This is a genomic window from Marichromatium purpuratum 984, from assembly GCF_000224005.2.
GTDB classification, from domain to species: Bacteria; Pseudomonadota; Gammaproteobacteria; order Chromatiales; family Chromatiaceae; genus Marichromatium; species Marichromatium purpuratum.
Genome location: NZ_CP007031.1, coordinates 2,369,659 through 2,385,151 on the forward strand (window position 1 = coordinate 2,369,659; position 15,493 = coordinate 2,385,151).

Sequence of the window (15,493 nt, forward strand, 5' to 3'; positions counted from 1 at the left end):
CACCAAAAATGCAAAAAAACAGCAACAGCAACAGCAACAGCAACAGCAACAGCAACAGCAACAGCAACAAAACAGTAATCAACTTAAATAGTGCGACAGGTGCAACTATAACTTTAATTTCCGCGTTAATAACAGCCATAGTCGGCGCATACGCAAACCAATACCTCTCAAAACAAAACGCCCCTGAAAAAACCATTACCGGAACAAACACACTCATAGGAGAAACCAGAGAAGCAATTGAAATAGCAAAATCTCAAAATTCATCCGACGAAATAATAAAAAGACTATATCAGATAGAATCACAGGCAAAAGCTGTTGAGGCATCGACTAAACTGCTACAAAAACCTGATGGCGTTGTTTCCGGGCAGGCTGATTTCTGGCTTAGAATGGATAGCGGAACAACACTAGGAGAAACAACATCTTTTGGCGTCACTAGCTTTAACAAACAATTTGGCTACATTGAGGTTGTCGTAAACAACAAGGTCGAAAAAAAGGAGCCTGGAGGAAGAGTAGATTTCAAAACAAAAAACGACAACTCTTGCTTTGCTACTTATATAGGAACATCGCCTGACGACAAGCTATTCGGATTCAAGGTTCATTGCAAAAGCGAAAAACCATAAACAACCCCAATACGTCGCGCAGAAAGAAAGTGTCAACTCCCCCTTTTTAGGTCCATCCATAAATAGACACTGTGGCATGTCCGCGGCGGTTGAGAAACTCGATTGGTGAAAGATCGCCGAGCGATTCGTGCGGTCGGCGCAGGTTGTATTCGCTATCGAGGGACACCCATTTATCGTTGACGCTCCCAAGGCCCTCTCCTACGCTTATCCCAACACCCCCAGCGGAGATGCCCCATGACTCGTCCCCGCGCCTCGCTCGTCTCCCTCTCCGATACGCCCTGGTATCACGTCGTCACGCGCTGCGTGCGCCGGGCGTATCTGTGCGGCTTCGATCGGTTGACCGGGCGGAGCTTCGAGCATCGACGCGGGTGGGTGGAGCTACGGTTACGGCAGCTCGCGGGGGTGTTCGCGATCGATGTCGCGGCCTATGCGGTGATGAGCAATCACGTGCATCTGGTGGTGCGGGTGGATGCGGCGCGGGCGTCTCAGTGGTCGGAGACCGAGGTGCTGCGGCGCTGGCGGTGTCTGTTCCGGGGCCCGGTGGTGGTGGAGCGGTTTCTGTCGCCTGCGACGCGGGCAGAGATGACCGAGGCAGAGCTGGAAGTGGTCGCGGGGCTGGTCGCAACCTACCGGGCGCGGTTGGCGGATCTCTCGTGGTTCATGCGGGTGTTGAACGAGTCGATCGCGCGGGCGGCGAATCGGGAGGACGGGGTTCGGGGTCGGTTCTGGGAGGGACGCTTCCGCTCGCAGGCGATCCTTGATGAGACGGCGTTGTTGGCGGTGATGGCCTATGTCGATCTCAACCCGATTCGGGCGGGGATCGCGGAGACGCCGGAGGAGAGCGTGCATACCGGGATTGCGGCGCGGATCGCCGCCTTGCGTGCGGGTGATGATGGCGCGGCGAACGGGCGGTATCTCGTCGTGGCGCCGTCACCCGATACGGCAAGACGAGCATCGCCAGACGTCCATCCCGGCTCGCAACGCGCGCACGCTGCGCAGGAGACCGCAACATCCGAGACTGACACCCCGCCAGCCACGCACACGCCCTCACCTGCCGTGACCGATCACGCCGACAGCTCGCCAGACGCTCGCAGCACTCACCTCTGGGAGACCGTCCTCAATCGCCTGCCCCCTGCCCCACTACTGCCCTTCGGCAACCCCGCCGAGGTCCCCGCAACGATCCCCTTCACCTTCGACGGCTATCTGACCCTGGTCGACTCGCTCGGTCGCGCCCTGCATCCACGCAAGCGCGGGGCGATCCCGGCGGAGCTGCCTGACATCCTCTCCCGACTCGGTATCGTATCGTTAAACGTTAAAGGGACACCCATTTATCGTTGACGCTCCCAAGGCCCTCTCCTACGCTTATCCCAACACCCCTAGCGGAGATGCCCCATGACTCGTCCCCGCGCCTCGCTCGTCTCCTTGTCCGATACGCCCTGGTATCACGTCGTCACGCGTTGCGTGCGCCGGGCGTATCTCTGCGGCTTCGATCGGTTGACGGGGCGGAGTTTCGAGCATCGGCGCGGGTGGGTGGAGTTGCGGTTGCGCCAGCTCGCCGGAGTGTTCGCAATCGATGTCGCGGCCTACGCGGTGATGAGCAATCACGTGCATCTGGTGGTGCGGGTGGATGCGGAGCGCGCCGCTCAGTGGTCGGATACCGAGGTGTTGCGGCGCTGGCGCTGTCTGTTCCGCGGGCCTGTAGTGGTGGAGCGGTTTCTGTCGCCTGCGACGCGGGCGGGGATGACCGAGGCGGAGCTGGAGGTGGTCGCGGAATTGGTCGCGACCTACCGGGCGCGGCTGGCGGATCTCTCGTGGTTCATGCGGGTGCTCAACGAATCGATTGCGCGGGCGGCGAATCGGGAGGACGGGGTACGCGGGCGGTTCTGGGAGGGACGCTTCCGTTCGCAGGCGATCCTCGATGAGACGGCGCTGCTGGCGGTGATGGCCTATGTCGATCTCAACCCGATTCGGGCGGGGATCGCGGAGACGCCGGAGGAGAGCGCGCATACCGGGATTGCGGCACGAATCGCCGCGTTGCGGGCGGGTGATGATGGCGCGGCGAACGGGCGGCCTCTCGTCGTGGCGCCATCACCCGATACGGCAAGACGAGCATCGCCAGACGTCCATCCCGGCTCGCAACACGCGCGCGCTGCGCAGGAGACCGCAACATCCGAGACTGACACCCCGCCAGCCACGCACGCGCCCTCACCTGCCGTGACCGATCACGCCGACAGCTCGCCAGACGCTCGCAGCACCCACCTCTGGGAGACCGTCCTCGATCGCCTACCCCCTGCCCCACTACTACCCTTCGGCAACCCCGCCGAGGTCCCGGCAACGATCCCCTTCACCTTCGGCGACTATCTGACCCTGGTCGACTCGCTCGGCCGTGCCCTGCATCCACGCAAGCGCGGGGCGATCCCGGCCGAGCTGCCCGACATCCTCACCCGACTCGGCATCGCCCCCGAGCGCTTCGTCGAGCACGCCGGTTTCCTGCTCAAGGGCTTCGGTGCCGCGATCGGCGCGCCAGAGCGGCTGACGGCGCTCGCCGCGCGGCGGGAGTGTCGCTATCTTCGAGGTCAGAGAAGAGCCCGCTTGCTCTTCTCTCCGCCACGACAGGAGCAACACGCATGCAGCATTCAATGAAGGGAAGACACCACGGATCCTGTCTGTGTGGTCGAGTCCGCTTCGAGATCGAGGGTGATTTCGACAGCTTCTATCTTTGCTATTGCACGTTTTGCCAAAAGGACACGGGGTCGGCTCACGCCGCCAATCTGTTCTCACAGTCCGCGCGGCTTCATTGGATCGAAGGCAAGGCGCACGTCAAGACCTTCCAGTTACCCAACACCCTGCACGAAAAGAGCTTCTGCATACACTGCGGATCGGCACTGCCGACACGATCGACACCTGAGGCCCCGCTTGTCGTACCAGCAGGCTGTCTGGACTCGGCCCTCGACAGGCGCCCGAACGCGAGGATTTATGTGGACGACAGGGCGATATGGATCAATCCTGATCTGGAAGGGCTTCCCGACTTCAAGGCGGCACCAGGACATTGAGCGCCATCGCGCTCGACACCCTTACCGCACAGCGGGACACACGCAGCTTCGCCGCTTCATCAGCCACGAACACCCGGAGTCGACATCGAGCGGCGTCACGACCCGGCAGCACTGGAGCTGATCTCCCACGACGACGCCTTCCTGGAGGCACTGGATCTGACCGAGCGTCTGGTCGGCGGCGCCGAGGGCTGGCGGCTGGAGCCGTGGGCCTGAACGGCGCACGGCGCGTCATGCTCGTCGTGTCTGTTGACAGTGACGCCCCAGGCAAGAAAGCTCAGGGCCTGGGGCATCCATCAAGACCCGCCCACGGACTCATCCATTCCTCACCGGAGCCGCCGACGAGACATGCGCATCACCTTCAGCCACACCAACATCGTCGCCCAGGACTGGAGGCGGCTCGCGACCTTCTACACCAACGTCTTCGGCTGTACGCCACAACCACCGGAGCGCGATCTGTCCGGCGACTGGCTCGACCGCCTGACCGCCATTGACTCCGTCCACATACAGGGGATCCACCTGCTGCTGCCGGGCTTCGGCGACACCGGTCCGACACTGGAGATCTTCCAATACGATCAACAGGACACGCACGCGGGGAAGGCCATCAACACCTTCGGCTTCGGCCACATCGCCTTCGCCGTCGACGATGTCGACGCCTGTCTGCAGAAGGTGCTCGATCACGGCGGATCGACCGTCGGCGAGACCGTCCATGGCGATGTCGGTGGCGTCGGCGCCATCCATCTGGTCTACGCCAAAGATCCCGAAGGCAACATCATCGAGATCCAGAAGTGGCAGGACTGAGGCAGAACGAAGCACCGCGCCGTCGACGATCTTGGTCGTCGACGGCGCGGCGCATGCGTATACGGGCACCCATGGACGGGAGCGAACGACACCCGGAGACGACGGAGCGCCTCCGAGGTCGGAGTCAGACGATCTCGCGGATCGCCGCGACCACCTGCCCCGCGCCGGGGATGTAGAACTGCTCCAGCGGCGGGCTGGCCGGGACCGGGATGTCCGGGCCGGTGACCCGGCGCAGCGGGGCCTTGAGGTCGGCGAAGGCCTGCTCCATGACCACGGCGGCGACCTCACCGGCGAAACCGCCGGTGCGGGTCGCTTCGTGCAGCACCACCAGACGTCCGGTCTTGCGTACCGAGGCGAGGATGGTCTCGCTGTCCAATGGGGTCAGGGTTCGCAGGTCGACGACCTCGACATCGACGCCCTCGCCGGCCAGCTGTTCGGCCGCCTGCATGGCGACACCGAGCATCTTCGACCAGGTGACGACGGTGACATCGGTGCCGGCGCGCTTGATGTCGGCCTTGCCGATGGGGATGGTGTAATCGTTCTCCGGTACCGCGTCCGGGGCGAAGTAGAGCCCCATGTCCTCGATGAAGATGACCGGGTTGTCGTCACGGATGGCGGACTTCAGCAGCCCCTTGGCGTCGGCCGGGGTGGCGGGCATCACCACCTTCAGCCCCGGACAGTGTGCGACCCAGGCCTCGAGGTTGTGCGAGTGCTGGCAACCGGCACCGAAACCGGCGCCGCTCTTGATCCGCACCACCAGCGGGAAGCGGGTCTTGCCGCCGGAGAGATAGCGCAGCTTGGCGGCGTGGTTGATGATCATGTCCGAGGCCAGGGTGAAGAAGGGATTGAACATCACTTCCACCACCGGGCGCAGCCCACCGGCGGCGGCGCCGACCGCGAGCCCGGCGATCGCCGCCTCCGAGACCGGAGTGTCCTTCACCCGCGCGGGACCGAAGGCCTCGAGCAGCCCCGCGGTCGGCATCATCGGGCTGTCGTGGATGCCGACCCCGATGCCCTCGCCGGCGAGGAAGATCCGTGAATCGCGCGCCATCTCCTCGCGCAGCGCCTGATTGACCGCCTGGCCCATTCCGAGTGTTTGCATCGTCACCTCCCCCTCACGCGACCCAGACATCGTCGAGCGCCTCGTGCGGCTCGGGCCACGGGCTCTCCTCGGCAAAACGCACCGCCTCGGCGACGACTTCGGCCGCCTCGGTGCGCATCTCGCCAAGCACTGCGGCGGACAGCTCGCCGCGTTCACACAGCGCCCCACTCAACCGCTCGATGGGACAGCGCGCCTTCCAAGCAGCGATCTCCTCGGCAGGTTGGTAGCGCTGTGGGTCACCCTCGCCGTGACCGCGCCAGCGGTAGGTCATGCACTCGATCAGCGTCGGCCCCTCGCCGGCCAGGGCGCGCTCGCGGGCGCGCCGGGTGGCCTCGAACACCGCCGGCGCATCGTTGCCGTCGATCTGCTCGCCCGGCATGCCGTAGGCATCGGCGCGGGTCGCCAGCGACTCGATCGGGGTGTGCTCGTCGTAACCCTGCGCGGCGGCATAGCGGTTGTTCTCACACACGAAGACCACCGGCAGGTGCCAGAGCCCGGCGAGGTTGAGCGCCTCGTGGAAGGAGCCCTCGCTGGTCGCCCCATCGCCGAAGAAACAGGCCGTCACCGCCGCCTCGCCACGATACTGTTGGGCGAAGCCCAGCCCGGTGGCGATGGGGAAGCCGCCGCCGACCACCGTGGTGGTGCAGAGCGCGTTGACCTCGGGTACCGCGAGGTGCAGCGTGCCGCTCTTGCCCTTGTTGCAACCGGTGCGCCGACCGAAGATCTCGGCCATCAGCGCCTTCGGGTCGGCCCCGCGGGCGAGCAGGTGATGATGACTGCGATGGTTGGTGACGATGACGTCTTCGGGCGACAGCGCGGCACAGCCCCCCGAGCCGACCGCTTCCTGCCCAGTCGCCAGAATCATCATGCCGTGGATCTTGCCGGGCTGCTGGCACAGCTCGGTCAGGGTTTCCTCGAAACGCCGCGCCAGGAGCATGGTGCGCAGCATCTCGAGCCTCTGCTGGGTGGAAACGGTCATGTGCAACACTCTCTAAACGTTTCGTCGCCGCCCCGCGATCAGCCGGTTGCCCGCGCCGATCTCCGGGACCTATGGCGAGGATGGAGATCCTGACCCCCAGCAACGACCGTACGCCAGGGACCGGCCATGCGACCTCGGACCTGGGATCAGCTTATCCCGACTCCCCTGCTCTGATAAGACAGCAGAATCGCCAAGGACTGTTGCATTGACGCACCAATCAACCCACGACTGGTGCGCTCGATCCACCAGGAGCGGACACGCCGCCCGCCGAGCCAGCAGGAACGCCGCCATCGCGGTGCGCGACTGCGGGAGGAGCCTGCCCCGACGCTTTGCTAAACTGCCATGCCCATGTCCCTCACCCCCGCATCGAATGATGTTATGTCAGTGGCCCGGACCAGCCAGACGCATCCCTTGCAGATTGCCGAGGTCCGAGCGAGCCCCTCACACGGCCGGATCGGGATCACTTTCTGTCCGGGCAAGCAGGACCCCTTCGCCCACACCGGCGCCTGGCGACGCGACCTCGCCACCGATCTCGACGTCATCGTCGCCTGGGGCGCGACCCTGGTGCTGACGCTGGTCGAGCCCGCCGAGCTGGTGACGCTCAAGGTGCCCGATCTGGGCGAGGCGGTGCGGCGACGAGGGATCGACTGGCGCCATCTGCCGATTGCCGACTACTCGACCCCGACTCCGGCCTTCGAGACCCAGTGGCTCATCCACGGCCCCGAGATCCGCCAGCGGCTCCGCGATGGCGAGGCCGTACTGGTGCACTGCCGGGGTGGGCTGGGCCGGGCGGGCATGATCGCTGCCCGTCTGCTCGTCGAGCTGGGCATGGAACCCGAGACGGCGATCCGCGAGGTTCGTGGCGCACGCAAGGGCACCATCGAAACCTCCTCGCAACTCGCCCTGGTGCGCCGCACCCGAGCCATCGACTGAACCAGGAGCCGCGATGATCTCCACCAGAGCAGCGATGGATACCGACACCATGCAACGCATCGGCGACCAGTTGGGCACCAACCCCGCGGGGCTCTTCCAGGACGCAGACGGACGGCGTTACTACGTCAAGACGCTGGAGTCGCCGATGCACGCGCGCAACGAGATGCTCGCCGCCCGCCTCTATGCGCTGACCGGGGCGCCGACCCTGACCTATGTGCGCACCACGCGGACCGACCAGGTCGCGACCGAATGGCTCGAACTCGACAAGCGCTGCGTGGCCCACCTCAGCGAGCACGAGCGCAGACAGGCCCAGCGCTGGTTCGGCGTGCACGCCTGGACGGCCAACTGGGACGCCGCCGGCTTCGACGGCGACAACCAGGGCGTGGTCGACGACCGGGTGCTGACGCTCGACCTCGGCGGCGCGCTGTCGTTCCGCGCCCACGGCGACCCCAAGGGCAGGGCCTTCGGCACCCGGGTGGACGAACTCGACGTGCTGCGCGGTGACGCGGACAACCCGCACGCCGTCAGGCTCTTCGGCGACATGCGGGCCGAAGACATCGCCACGGCCATCGCGGTGGTGATGCGGATTCCCGATGCGCGAATCCGCGCCGTCATCGACGAGGGCGGCGGCAGCCACAAGCTCGCCGACAAGATGATCGCACGCAAGGCGGACATGGCCGCCCGGCTGACTGCGATGGCATCAACCGAAGCGGCGTGCGCACCGACAACCTGACCGAGGTCGGCCATCGCCCCGCCAGCCGATTCGACCCGGCCGCGACACCGACGATCATCGCGCCCGCCCCGACCTCATTCCGCGCTCATCTCCCAAGGAGTGACAGGACGCTCCCGGTCAGGCTGCACAGAGACCAGCGGCCGGATCACATCCGGCACCGCCATCGCTAACCTCCCAAAGGCAACCGTTACCCACGGTCACGCGCCGGATCGATCCGGCCTCCTCCAGCGCGACGAGATGGCGCTCCAGCTCCGGTGCAGACAGGTCGAGGATGGTGGCCAACTCGACCGGGGCCATCCGCCCAAGGGTGTGGATGAGTTCAAGCAGCCCCTCGGCGCCACCGCGCGGCGAGCGCCAGCGCAGCACGCCCTCGCTCAGGCTCTCGATCACCGCGCGCATGTTCGCCAAGCCCTGATAGCCGCGCAGCGACAGCGTGCGCTCGCCGAAGACGAGCTGGAAGCTCGGGAAACCGTGCACCCCGGCTCGGCGAGTCAGTGCCAGATCGGCGCGGAAGGCGTACTCGGCGGAGCCGTCCTCCAGACGCCCGATGAAGGTCGCGAGATCGAGCCCGACCTCGGCTGCCAGCTCGATCAGCACCTCGCGCCGACCGGTCTCGCGCGCCTCGGTGGCGGAGGCCTCGCGGAGGCGACGCAGATAGCGCGGCGCCCGCTCCGGGTCGGTCAGCTCGGCGGCCTTGTAGGCGATGTTCTGCGGATAAGTCGAGACCGTCTCGGCGCTGAACAACCGGAAGCCCTCGGTCCGCACCGGCATGCCGTGACGTGCCGAGGCATCCAGCCAGTGGGCGACGATCGCCACGTTGGCCTCTTCGGGATCGCCACCGATGGCGTTGGCGTGGTCATAGAAGGTGCGAATGTCCTCGACCAGCCCGCCCATCACCGGACGGATGCGGAGCTGATCGCCATAACCGATCCGCAGCGCGCGCAGCACCGGCTCGACTCCCCAGCACCAGGTGCAGACCGGATCGGTGAAGGCAAGGATCTCAAGGGTCGGCTGGTCTGTCATCGGAGGAACCTCATGAATGGCTGAGAGCGGCCTGGGGCCGGGGTGATGCTGGAGCCAGGGTACTGCCGCGCCGTGGCGATGATAAGATGTGGGATCGCCAAAGACTGTTGCGCCAGAGCACCAATCAGCCGTGGACGACTTCAACGACCTGGTCTATTTCACCTCCGTGGTGGAACACCATGGCTTCTCCGCCGCCGCCCGCGCCACCGGGATCGAGAAGACCCGGCTGAGCCGTCGGGTCGCGGCGCTGGAATCACGCCTCGGCGTAAGACTGCTGCATCGCTCGACGCGGCGTATCGCGCTGACCGAGGCCGGAGAGCGGTTCCACGCCCATTGTCGGGCTGCGGTGGAAGGCGCGCGAAACGCCTACGAGAGCGTCGCCGACCTGCGCCGCGAACCCTCAGGGACGGTGCGTCTGACCGCCCCGCAGGTGATGGCCGAGAGCTATCTCGCCCCGGTCCTGGCGAACTATCTGGCCGAGCACCCCAAGGTCAAGCTGGTGGTGGAGTCCACCGATCGCGTGGTCGACCTGTTCGACGGGCGCTTCGACCTGGCGCTGCGTCCGAGTGATCCGGTCGACGAGACGCTCGGTCTGGTGGCCCGACCACTGGCCGACGCACGCAGGATCTTGGTCGCCAGTCCGACCTATCTCGAACAGCGTGGTCGACCCACGAGGCCGGAGGCACTGTCGACCCACGACATTCTCTGTCGCTCGGAGGAATCGATCGACGGTCGCACGCGCTGGCAGCTCAATGGCCCGGACGACGAGCGGCTGACGCTTCAGTGTGCACCGCGTGTCGAGACCAACGACATGCGACTGTTGCACGAGGTGGTCTGCCGAGGACTCGGGGTCGCGCTGCTGCCGGAGCCGGTTGTCGCCCCGGCGGTCCGCGCCGGCACCCTGACCCAGATCCTGGCGCAATGGAGCGGCTCGATGCACCGTATCTATCTGCTCTACCACAGTCCGCGCGGTATGCTGCCATCGGTGCGCAGTCTGATCGACTATCTGGTAAAGCATCTGCCCGAGCGCCTGGAGACGATGAGACCCGGCGACGGCTAGGTCCCAGCAGGCAGCGACCGCTCATCGGGAGCACGAGGCGCGCCGACCGGCTCATCATTCGAGCGCCTCGATGCGAACCGCGACAGCGCGCCGATCCTCCCGTGGCAGTCACCAAGAGACACCGGCCCGCCACTCGCAGCAGATCGGGCGGCTGCGCCGTCGCGCCATCTCCCTGCTCGGACTCATCGGCCTCACGCTGACGGTGCTCGGCCGGTAGTCGTTTGACGCATCATGTGTCTCCCGTCCCGGAGAAGCTTGCCGCGCCCATCAGCCCTGGCAACCACACCGCGCCCCAACGCGCCCAGCACACCCGAACCGCAACCGGACGAGCCTCAGCCCGGCCCGGCATCGGCTGCAGCGCTCCCTCATCCGAGACCATCGAGAAGCAGGACTGTAAGCTGGCGATCATCTCAGTACGGATCGAGAACAGGGCGGAGAACCGCCGCCAGCGCGCGACACACAGTGGCGACGAGGATGGAGGCGCAACACGCCAAGACGGTCATCGCCACTGACTTGCATCATGAAAAATACGAGTTAAATTTAACGTACGTTATTTCTGACTCGTTTATGGTGAGGCGATGAAAGCGAATCCGGGCGGGGTTCTGGCCCCCGAGGACGTGATCGGGCGGGATCGACTGATCGAGCGCCTCTGGTCGACGCTCGAGCGACAGAGCATCGTGCTCAACGCCGAGCGACGCATGGGCAAGACCGTCGTCATCAAGAAGATGGCGGCGGAACCGCCCGAGGGGCTCGACGTACTCGACATGGACGTTGAGGGCCTCAGCCACCCCAACGAGTTCACGGAACACCTGGCAAAAGGGCTGCAGACATCCCTGGGCACGACCGAAAAGGCGAAGAGACGGCTTGGAGAACTCTGGACCAGGCTCGGGGGCACCGAGATCGCCGGCATCCTGAAGTTGCCCGAACACAGTCGACCACACTGGAAGACGGTCCTGGAGCAGCTGTTCGCAGGGCTGGCCGAGGTCGACACGGGGCGACGTCTGGTGCTGATCTGGGACGAACTGCCCTGGATGCTGCAGAAGATCATCGACACCGAGGGACGGCCCGCCGCCGTCGACCTGCTCGACACCCTGCGCGCCGTCCGCCAGACAGCCCCGGGGCTGCGGATGGTCTACACCGGCTCGATCGGGCTGCACCATGTGCTCGCCGGGTTGCGAGAGACGGGTTATCCGCACGCACCGCTCAACGACATGCTTACCCTGACGGTCCCTCCCCTGGCCCCGCTCGAAGCGACCCGACTCGCGGCCGAGCTGTTGCAGGGGGAGGCACTCCGGGTCGAGGACAGACAACACGCCGCGGCCCTCATCGCCCGACTGGTCGACCACGTGCCCTACTACATCCACCATGTCGTCGCCACGCTCGCCGACGAGGACAACGTGGCAACCCCGGAACGGGTCGAGCAGATCGTCGCCCGCGCGCTGACCGAGCCGCAGGACAGCTGGCAACTCGAACACTTTCGAAGTCGGCTCGGCACCTACTACGGCGCACGCGCCGAACTCGTACGCGCCATGCTCGACACCCTGGCCGAGCACCAACCGCTCAGCCTCGACGACCTCCACCAGCGACTCGATGTTCGTCACCAGCGCCTCACCGATACCGCGCGCCGTCTCCTGGAGGGAGAGCGCGAGGGGCTACGTGACCTGGTCAAGCTGATGCAGCGCGATCATTACCTGGAGCAGGACTCCGAGGGCCGCTATCGCTTCGCCCTCGATCTCATCCGCCGCTGGTGGCGGCTCGACCTCGGGATCGACTCATGAGCGGCTTCCACTCGAGCTTCACCCCCAGCCTCAGCGAACCCAGTACCCTGGAAGCCCTGTTCGTGGTGCGCGAGAGGCTGGCGCAACGCCTGATGCGCAACATCGGCGAGAGTGCCACCACCGCTAACAAGCACCAACAGCTGCTGATCGGACCGCGCGGCATCGGCAAGACCCATCTGATCGCCCTGCTCAACCACCGCCTCCGCGCCGATACCGGGCTCGCCGCCCGACTGCGGATCGCCTGGCTGCCGGAGGATCCCTACATCACCGGCTACACCACCCTGCTGGCATTGATCCTGCGCCAGCTACGTCAGGACGAGACGGATCTCGCCTGGCTGGAAGAGCGGCTCGACGACGCGCTCGATCTCCCCACCGAGCAGCAGACGGGGGCGCTGGAGCAACGCCTGCTCGAATGTCTCGACGGGCGTACCCTGCTGCTGATCGTCGAGAACCTCGACGACCTGCTCACCGCCTTGAAGGACGCAGGCCAGAAGCAGCTGCGCGCCTTCATCCAGAACCACGGCAACACCAGCATCCTCGCCACCACCACCAGTCTCACCGAGGCCCTGACCGAGCGCAGCAAGACCTTCTACGGCTTCTTCCGCGAGCAGCGACTGCGCCCCTTCGAGGTCGACGAGGCCGCGACCCTGCTCGCCCGGCTCGCCGAATACGCCAACGACCCGGCGCTCGCCGACCAGATCTGGAGCCCGTTGGGCCTGGCGCGGGTGCGCGCGCTGCACTATCTGGCCGGCGGCAACCCGCGCGTCTACACCATCTTCCACGACTTCCTGACCCGCGACTCGCTCGACGAGCTGGTCACGCCGCTGATGAAGCTGTTGGACGAGCTGACACCCTATTACCAGTCGCGGATGTTCCAGCTCGCCCCGTTGCAGCGCGCCATCCTCGACACCCTGCGCCGGCTGCGCCGCGCCGCCCCGGTCAAGGAGATCGCCCGCCAGGTGATGACCAGCTCCCAGACCATCTCGACCCAGCTCGGCAAGCTGGAAGACCTCGGCTATGTCATCCAGGCCGATTCGATCGGTCGCTCCAACTACTACGAGTTGCGCGAACCGCTGATGCGGCTCTGCCTGGAGGTGAAGGAGCAACGCGGCCAGACCATCCCGTTCTTCATCGAATTCCTGCGCATCTGGTTCTCGCCCCGCGAACTCGACACCCTGGCAAGACGCGCGAGCGCCGGCGAGCTGGAGAGCCTGCACCTCGAGGCAGCCGCCCTCCAGGCGGCCAATGACGAGGACCCGCTATGCTCGATCTTCACACGCTCGATCTCCAGTCATCTGTCACGGGGCGATCACGAGGGCGCCCTCGCAGAGACCGAGTGCGCCCTCCAGCGAGACCCGGACAATCCCGACTACTGGCGGGAGAAGACGCGCTGTCTCGCGCTGCTCGAGCGCCCACTCGACGAGCAGCTCGCCTGCTGGGAGCGGGTGAGCGCGCTCGACCCCGAGGACCATCACGGTTGGAATGAACAAGACGTCATATTGTCCCAGCTCGGTCGTCACGAAGCGGCGCTGGGCGCCAGCGAGAAGGCGCTCGCACTGAGACCAGACGATCCCGTTCTCAACCGTAACCATGCCTACAACCTACAGCGAGCCGGACGACACACGGAGGCGCGGAAGCATCTCCAGAAGTCGATGGAACTGAAAGGCGAGCCGCAGCACGCGGCGGACTGGCACCAGCGCGCAAACTATCTGTACTCCCTCGATCGACAAAGGGACGCACTCCACGCCTATCACAAGACGTTGGAGCTGGCGCCACACCGCATGGAGGCTTGGAGCAATCTGCTCGGCTGGCTGCAGGAACAGGGAAGGTATCGGCTGATCCATCGCATGTGCGAGCGTCTGGCAGCCTTGATGCCGGATGAGGCCGAAGTTCAGACCCATCTCAGCATCGCGAGATACGGGCTCGGAGATCTCGAAGGCGCATTGGAGAGCGGCACGCGCGCGCTCGAACTCGACGGCGAGGGCCAGCGCCGCCGCCTTTATTTCGCCATCCATCTCGTATGGTCAGGTCATCACACCACTGCGCTGGAGCGACTGGAACAGCCATATCCGACCGCCGCCTGGGACTACCGGCGCCGTCTCCTCCATGCCGACACCCTGATGTGGCTCGACCGTTGGGAGACAGGCATCGACGAACTCGATGCCGTCTTGAGGGAGCCGCCCCCAGCCGACTGGTCCGCCCGCGATCTCGGTATCGTCGGTTGGCTCCTCCTCCGCACCCAGGGCCCGCACATCTGGCGCCGCTTCATCAGCACCTGGCTCGATCTCTTCGGCAGACACGACCGACTGCCCGAACTCGGCGAGGCCCTGGTGCGTAGCGCACGCCGCTTCGCCGTCGACTGGATCACCGATCAGACCGCCCGTGCCTGGGTCGAGACCTGGCACGAACTGGCCGGCGACATCGAGGCGCTCGCGCTGCCGCTGCGACTGCTCGCCGCCAGCGCCGACTACAAGGCCAGTCGCGACCGGCGCATCCTGCTCGGGCTGGCGCGCGAGGAGCGGCAGTTGCTCGAACCCTGGCTGGTCAACCTCTTCAAGACCGAGCCGGACGAGATCGACCACGAGATGGAGGCCCTGCTGCAGACGGTTGCGCACAGACTCGCACAAGAGGCCGAGACGGAGCGGTCGCACGCGCGGTGGCAAGCCCCGCCGCCCCCGCCGGACACGCTCGACCCAGCGGCACGGCTATCGCCACGCCCGATCGATCCTCGACACCGCGCGGCCCGCCTGCTGTCCGGTGATTGGAAAACGCTGGATCGGACCGAGGCCGAGGCCGTACTCACCCTGCTCGCCGAGCGCAGCGAGGACGGCGCGCGACTGCTGGCACGGCCCGAACTGCGCGTCATCGCAATCGAGCGCCGCGACCTCGGCTTCAGCCCCTGGCGGCTGCATCAGGTCCATGTGCAAGAGGGCCAGCGCATCGGGGCGGTCGACCTCTTGGCCACGGATGACCAGCTCACCCTTGTAGACGGCACCAGCACGACCGTCTACGCACTCGTCTCAGCGGGACAGCTGCGTCTGACGGACAGCACGGCCGCCGAGGAATATGCACGATTCTATTGCTCCATGCTGCGAGCGGACGCAGGACGTTTTCAGGTTGTCGAGAGCGTCGAGACGCTTTGTGCCGTCATGGACGCCCCCTTGCCGCCCCTCGACGGGTTCACCCCGTGGGCCGCCGAGCCGACGGACACGCCCGACAGCGGGCGCTACTCCGGGACCATCCTCTATGGGAGCGCACTCTTCCGGGCGACGCTCACCCTGGACAGGACCAGCGGGATCGTGAAGATGATCGACGACACCCCGATCACCGAGGAGTTATCGATCCGCCGGGAGGTCTTCGACGGCCCCATCCGCTGGTTGGGCGACCGACCCTAACAGGTTCGCCCCCGACGCC

General features: G+C 65.7%; 13 protein-coding genes. 10 read left to right on the forward strand and 3 right to left on the reverse strand.

Going from position 1 to position 15,493, the window contains the following annotated elements:
• Positions 1 to 8: 8 nt before the first annotated feature.
• From MARPU_RS17675 to MARPU_RS10365, 5 genes are all read left to right on the forward strand, one after another.
• On the forward strand, positions 9 to 620 hold the full coding sequence (locus MARPU_RS17675) for a hypothetical protein (RefSeq protein WP_156929263.1): 612 nt from the start codon (positions 9 to 11) through the stop codon (positions 618 to 620).
• A 234-nt stretch (positions 621 to 854) separates the two neighbouring features.
• Positions 855 to 1,958 carry a transposase gene (locus MARPU_RS10355; RefSeq protein WP_005223414.1) on the forward strand — a complete coding sequence of 368 codons (1,104 nt, stop codon included), beginning with the start codon at positions 855 to 857 and terminating at the stop codon, positions 1,956 to 1,958.
• 54 nt (positions 1,959 to 2,012) lie between these two features.
• Positions 2,013 to 3,263, forward strand: a complete 1,251-nt coding sequence (locus tag MARPU_RS10360) for a transposase (protein WP_005223413.1) — start codon at positions 2,013 to 2,015, stop codon at positions 3,261 to 3,263.
• Positions 3,248 to 3,673, forward strand: coding sequence for a GFA family protein (locus tag MARPU_RS17230; RefSeq protein WP_005223411.1), 426 nt, complete (start codon positions 3,248 to 3,250; stop codon positions 3,671 to 3,673). The genes MARPU_RS10360 and MARPU_RS17230 overlap by 16 nt, the downstream gene beginning before the upstream one ends.
• Before the next feature lie 345 nt (positions 3,674 to 4,018).
• A complete protein-coding gene (locus MARPU_RS10365) occupies positions 4,019 to 4,471 on the forward strand; it encodes a VOC family protein (RefSeq protein ID WP_005223407.1) in 453 nt (150 codons plus the stop codon).
• Between the two features lie 124 nt (positions 4,472 to 4,595).
• Here MARPU_RS10365 and MARPU_RS10370 read toward each other — a convergent pair whose 3' ends face one another.
• Together MARPU_RS10370 and MARPU_RS10375 are read right to left on the reverse strand one after the other, a co-directional pair.
• Complete coding sequence (locus tag MARPU_RS10370; RefSeq protein ID WP_005223405.1) at positions 4,596 to 5,573, reverse strand: alpha-ketoacid dehydrogenase subunit beta; 978 nt, start codon at positions 5,571 to 5,573, stop codon at positions 4,596 to 4,598.
• 13 nt (positions 5,574 to 5,586) lie between these two features.
• The gene (locus tag MARPU_RS10375; RefSeq protein WP_005223404.1) at positions 5,587 to 6,552 is read right to left on the reverse strand and encodes a thiamine pyrophosphate-dependent dehydrogenase E1 component subunit alpha; all 966 of its coding nucleotides are present in this window, start codon (positions 6,550 to 6,552) and stop codon (positions 5,587 to 5,589) included.
• A gap of 378 nt (positions 6,553 to 6,930) precedes the next feature.
• On the opposite strand from MARPU_RS10375, the gene MARPU_RS10380 reads away from it, so the two are divergent.
• Both MARPU_RS10380 and MARPU_RS10385 read left to right on the forward strand, forming a co-directional pair.
• Entirely contained in the window at positions 6,931 to 7,485 is a 555-nt protein-coding gene (locus MARPU_RS10380; protein ID WP_005223402.1) for a cyclin-dependent kinase inhibitor 3 family protein, read from the forward strand.
• A 13-nt stretch (positions 7,486 to 7,498) separates the two neighbouring features.
• The gene (locus MARPU_RS10385; RefSeq protein ID WP_005223400.1) at positions 7,499 to 8,218 is read left to right on the forward strand and encodes a hypothetical protein; all 720 of its coding nucleotides are present in this window, start codon (positions 7,499 to 7,501) and stop codon (positions 8,216 to 8,218) included.
• 117 nt (positions 8,219 to 8,335) lie between these two features.
• Here the strand turns inward: MARPU_RS10385 and MARPU_RS10390 are convergent, their stop codons facing one another.
• Positions 8,336 to 9,241, reverse strand: coding sequence for a thioredoxin (locus tag MARPU_RS10390; RefSeq protein ID WP_005223397.1), 906 nt, complete (start codon positions 9,239 to 9,241; stop codon positions 8,336 to 8,338).
• 130 nt (positions 9,242 to 9,371) lie between these two features.
• Between MARPU_RS10390 and MARPU_RS10395 the strand changes: the two genes are divergently transcribed.
• The 3 genes from MARPU_RS10395 to MARPU_RS16740 all read left to right on the forward strand — a co-directional run bounded on the left by MARPU_RS10395 (position 9,372) and on the right by MARPU_RS16740 (position 15,474).
• Positions 9,372 to 10,301 carry a LysR substrate-binding domain-containing protein gene (locus MARPU_RS10395; protein ID WP_005223396.1) on the forward strand — a complete coding sequence of 310 codons (930 nt, stop codon included), beginning with the start codon at positions 9,372 to 9,374 and terminating at the stop codon, positions 10,299 to 10,301.
• A 578-nt stretch (positions 10,302 to 10,879) separates the two neighbouring features.
• Positions 10,880 to 12,079, forward strand: coding sequence for a hypothetical protein (locus tag MARPU_RS10405; protein WP_005223394.1), 1,200 nt, complete (start codon positions 10,880 to 10,882; stop codon positions 12,077 to 12,079).
• The gene (locus MARPU_RS16740; RefSeq protein ID WP_005223391.1) at positions 12,076 to 15,474 is read left to right on the forward strand and encodes an AAA family ATPase; all 3,399 of its coding nucleotides are present in this window, start codon (positions 12,076 to 12,078) and stop codon (positions 15,472 to 15,474) included. The genes MARPU_RS10405 and MARPU_RS16740 overlap by 4 nt, the downstream gene beginning before the upstream one ends.
• Positions 15,475 to 15,493: the final 19 nt, after the last annotated feature.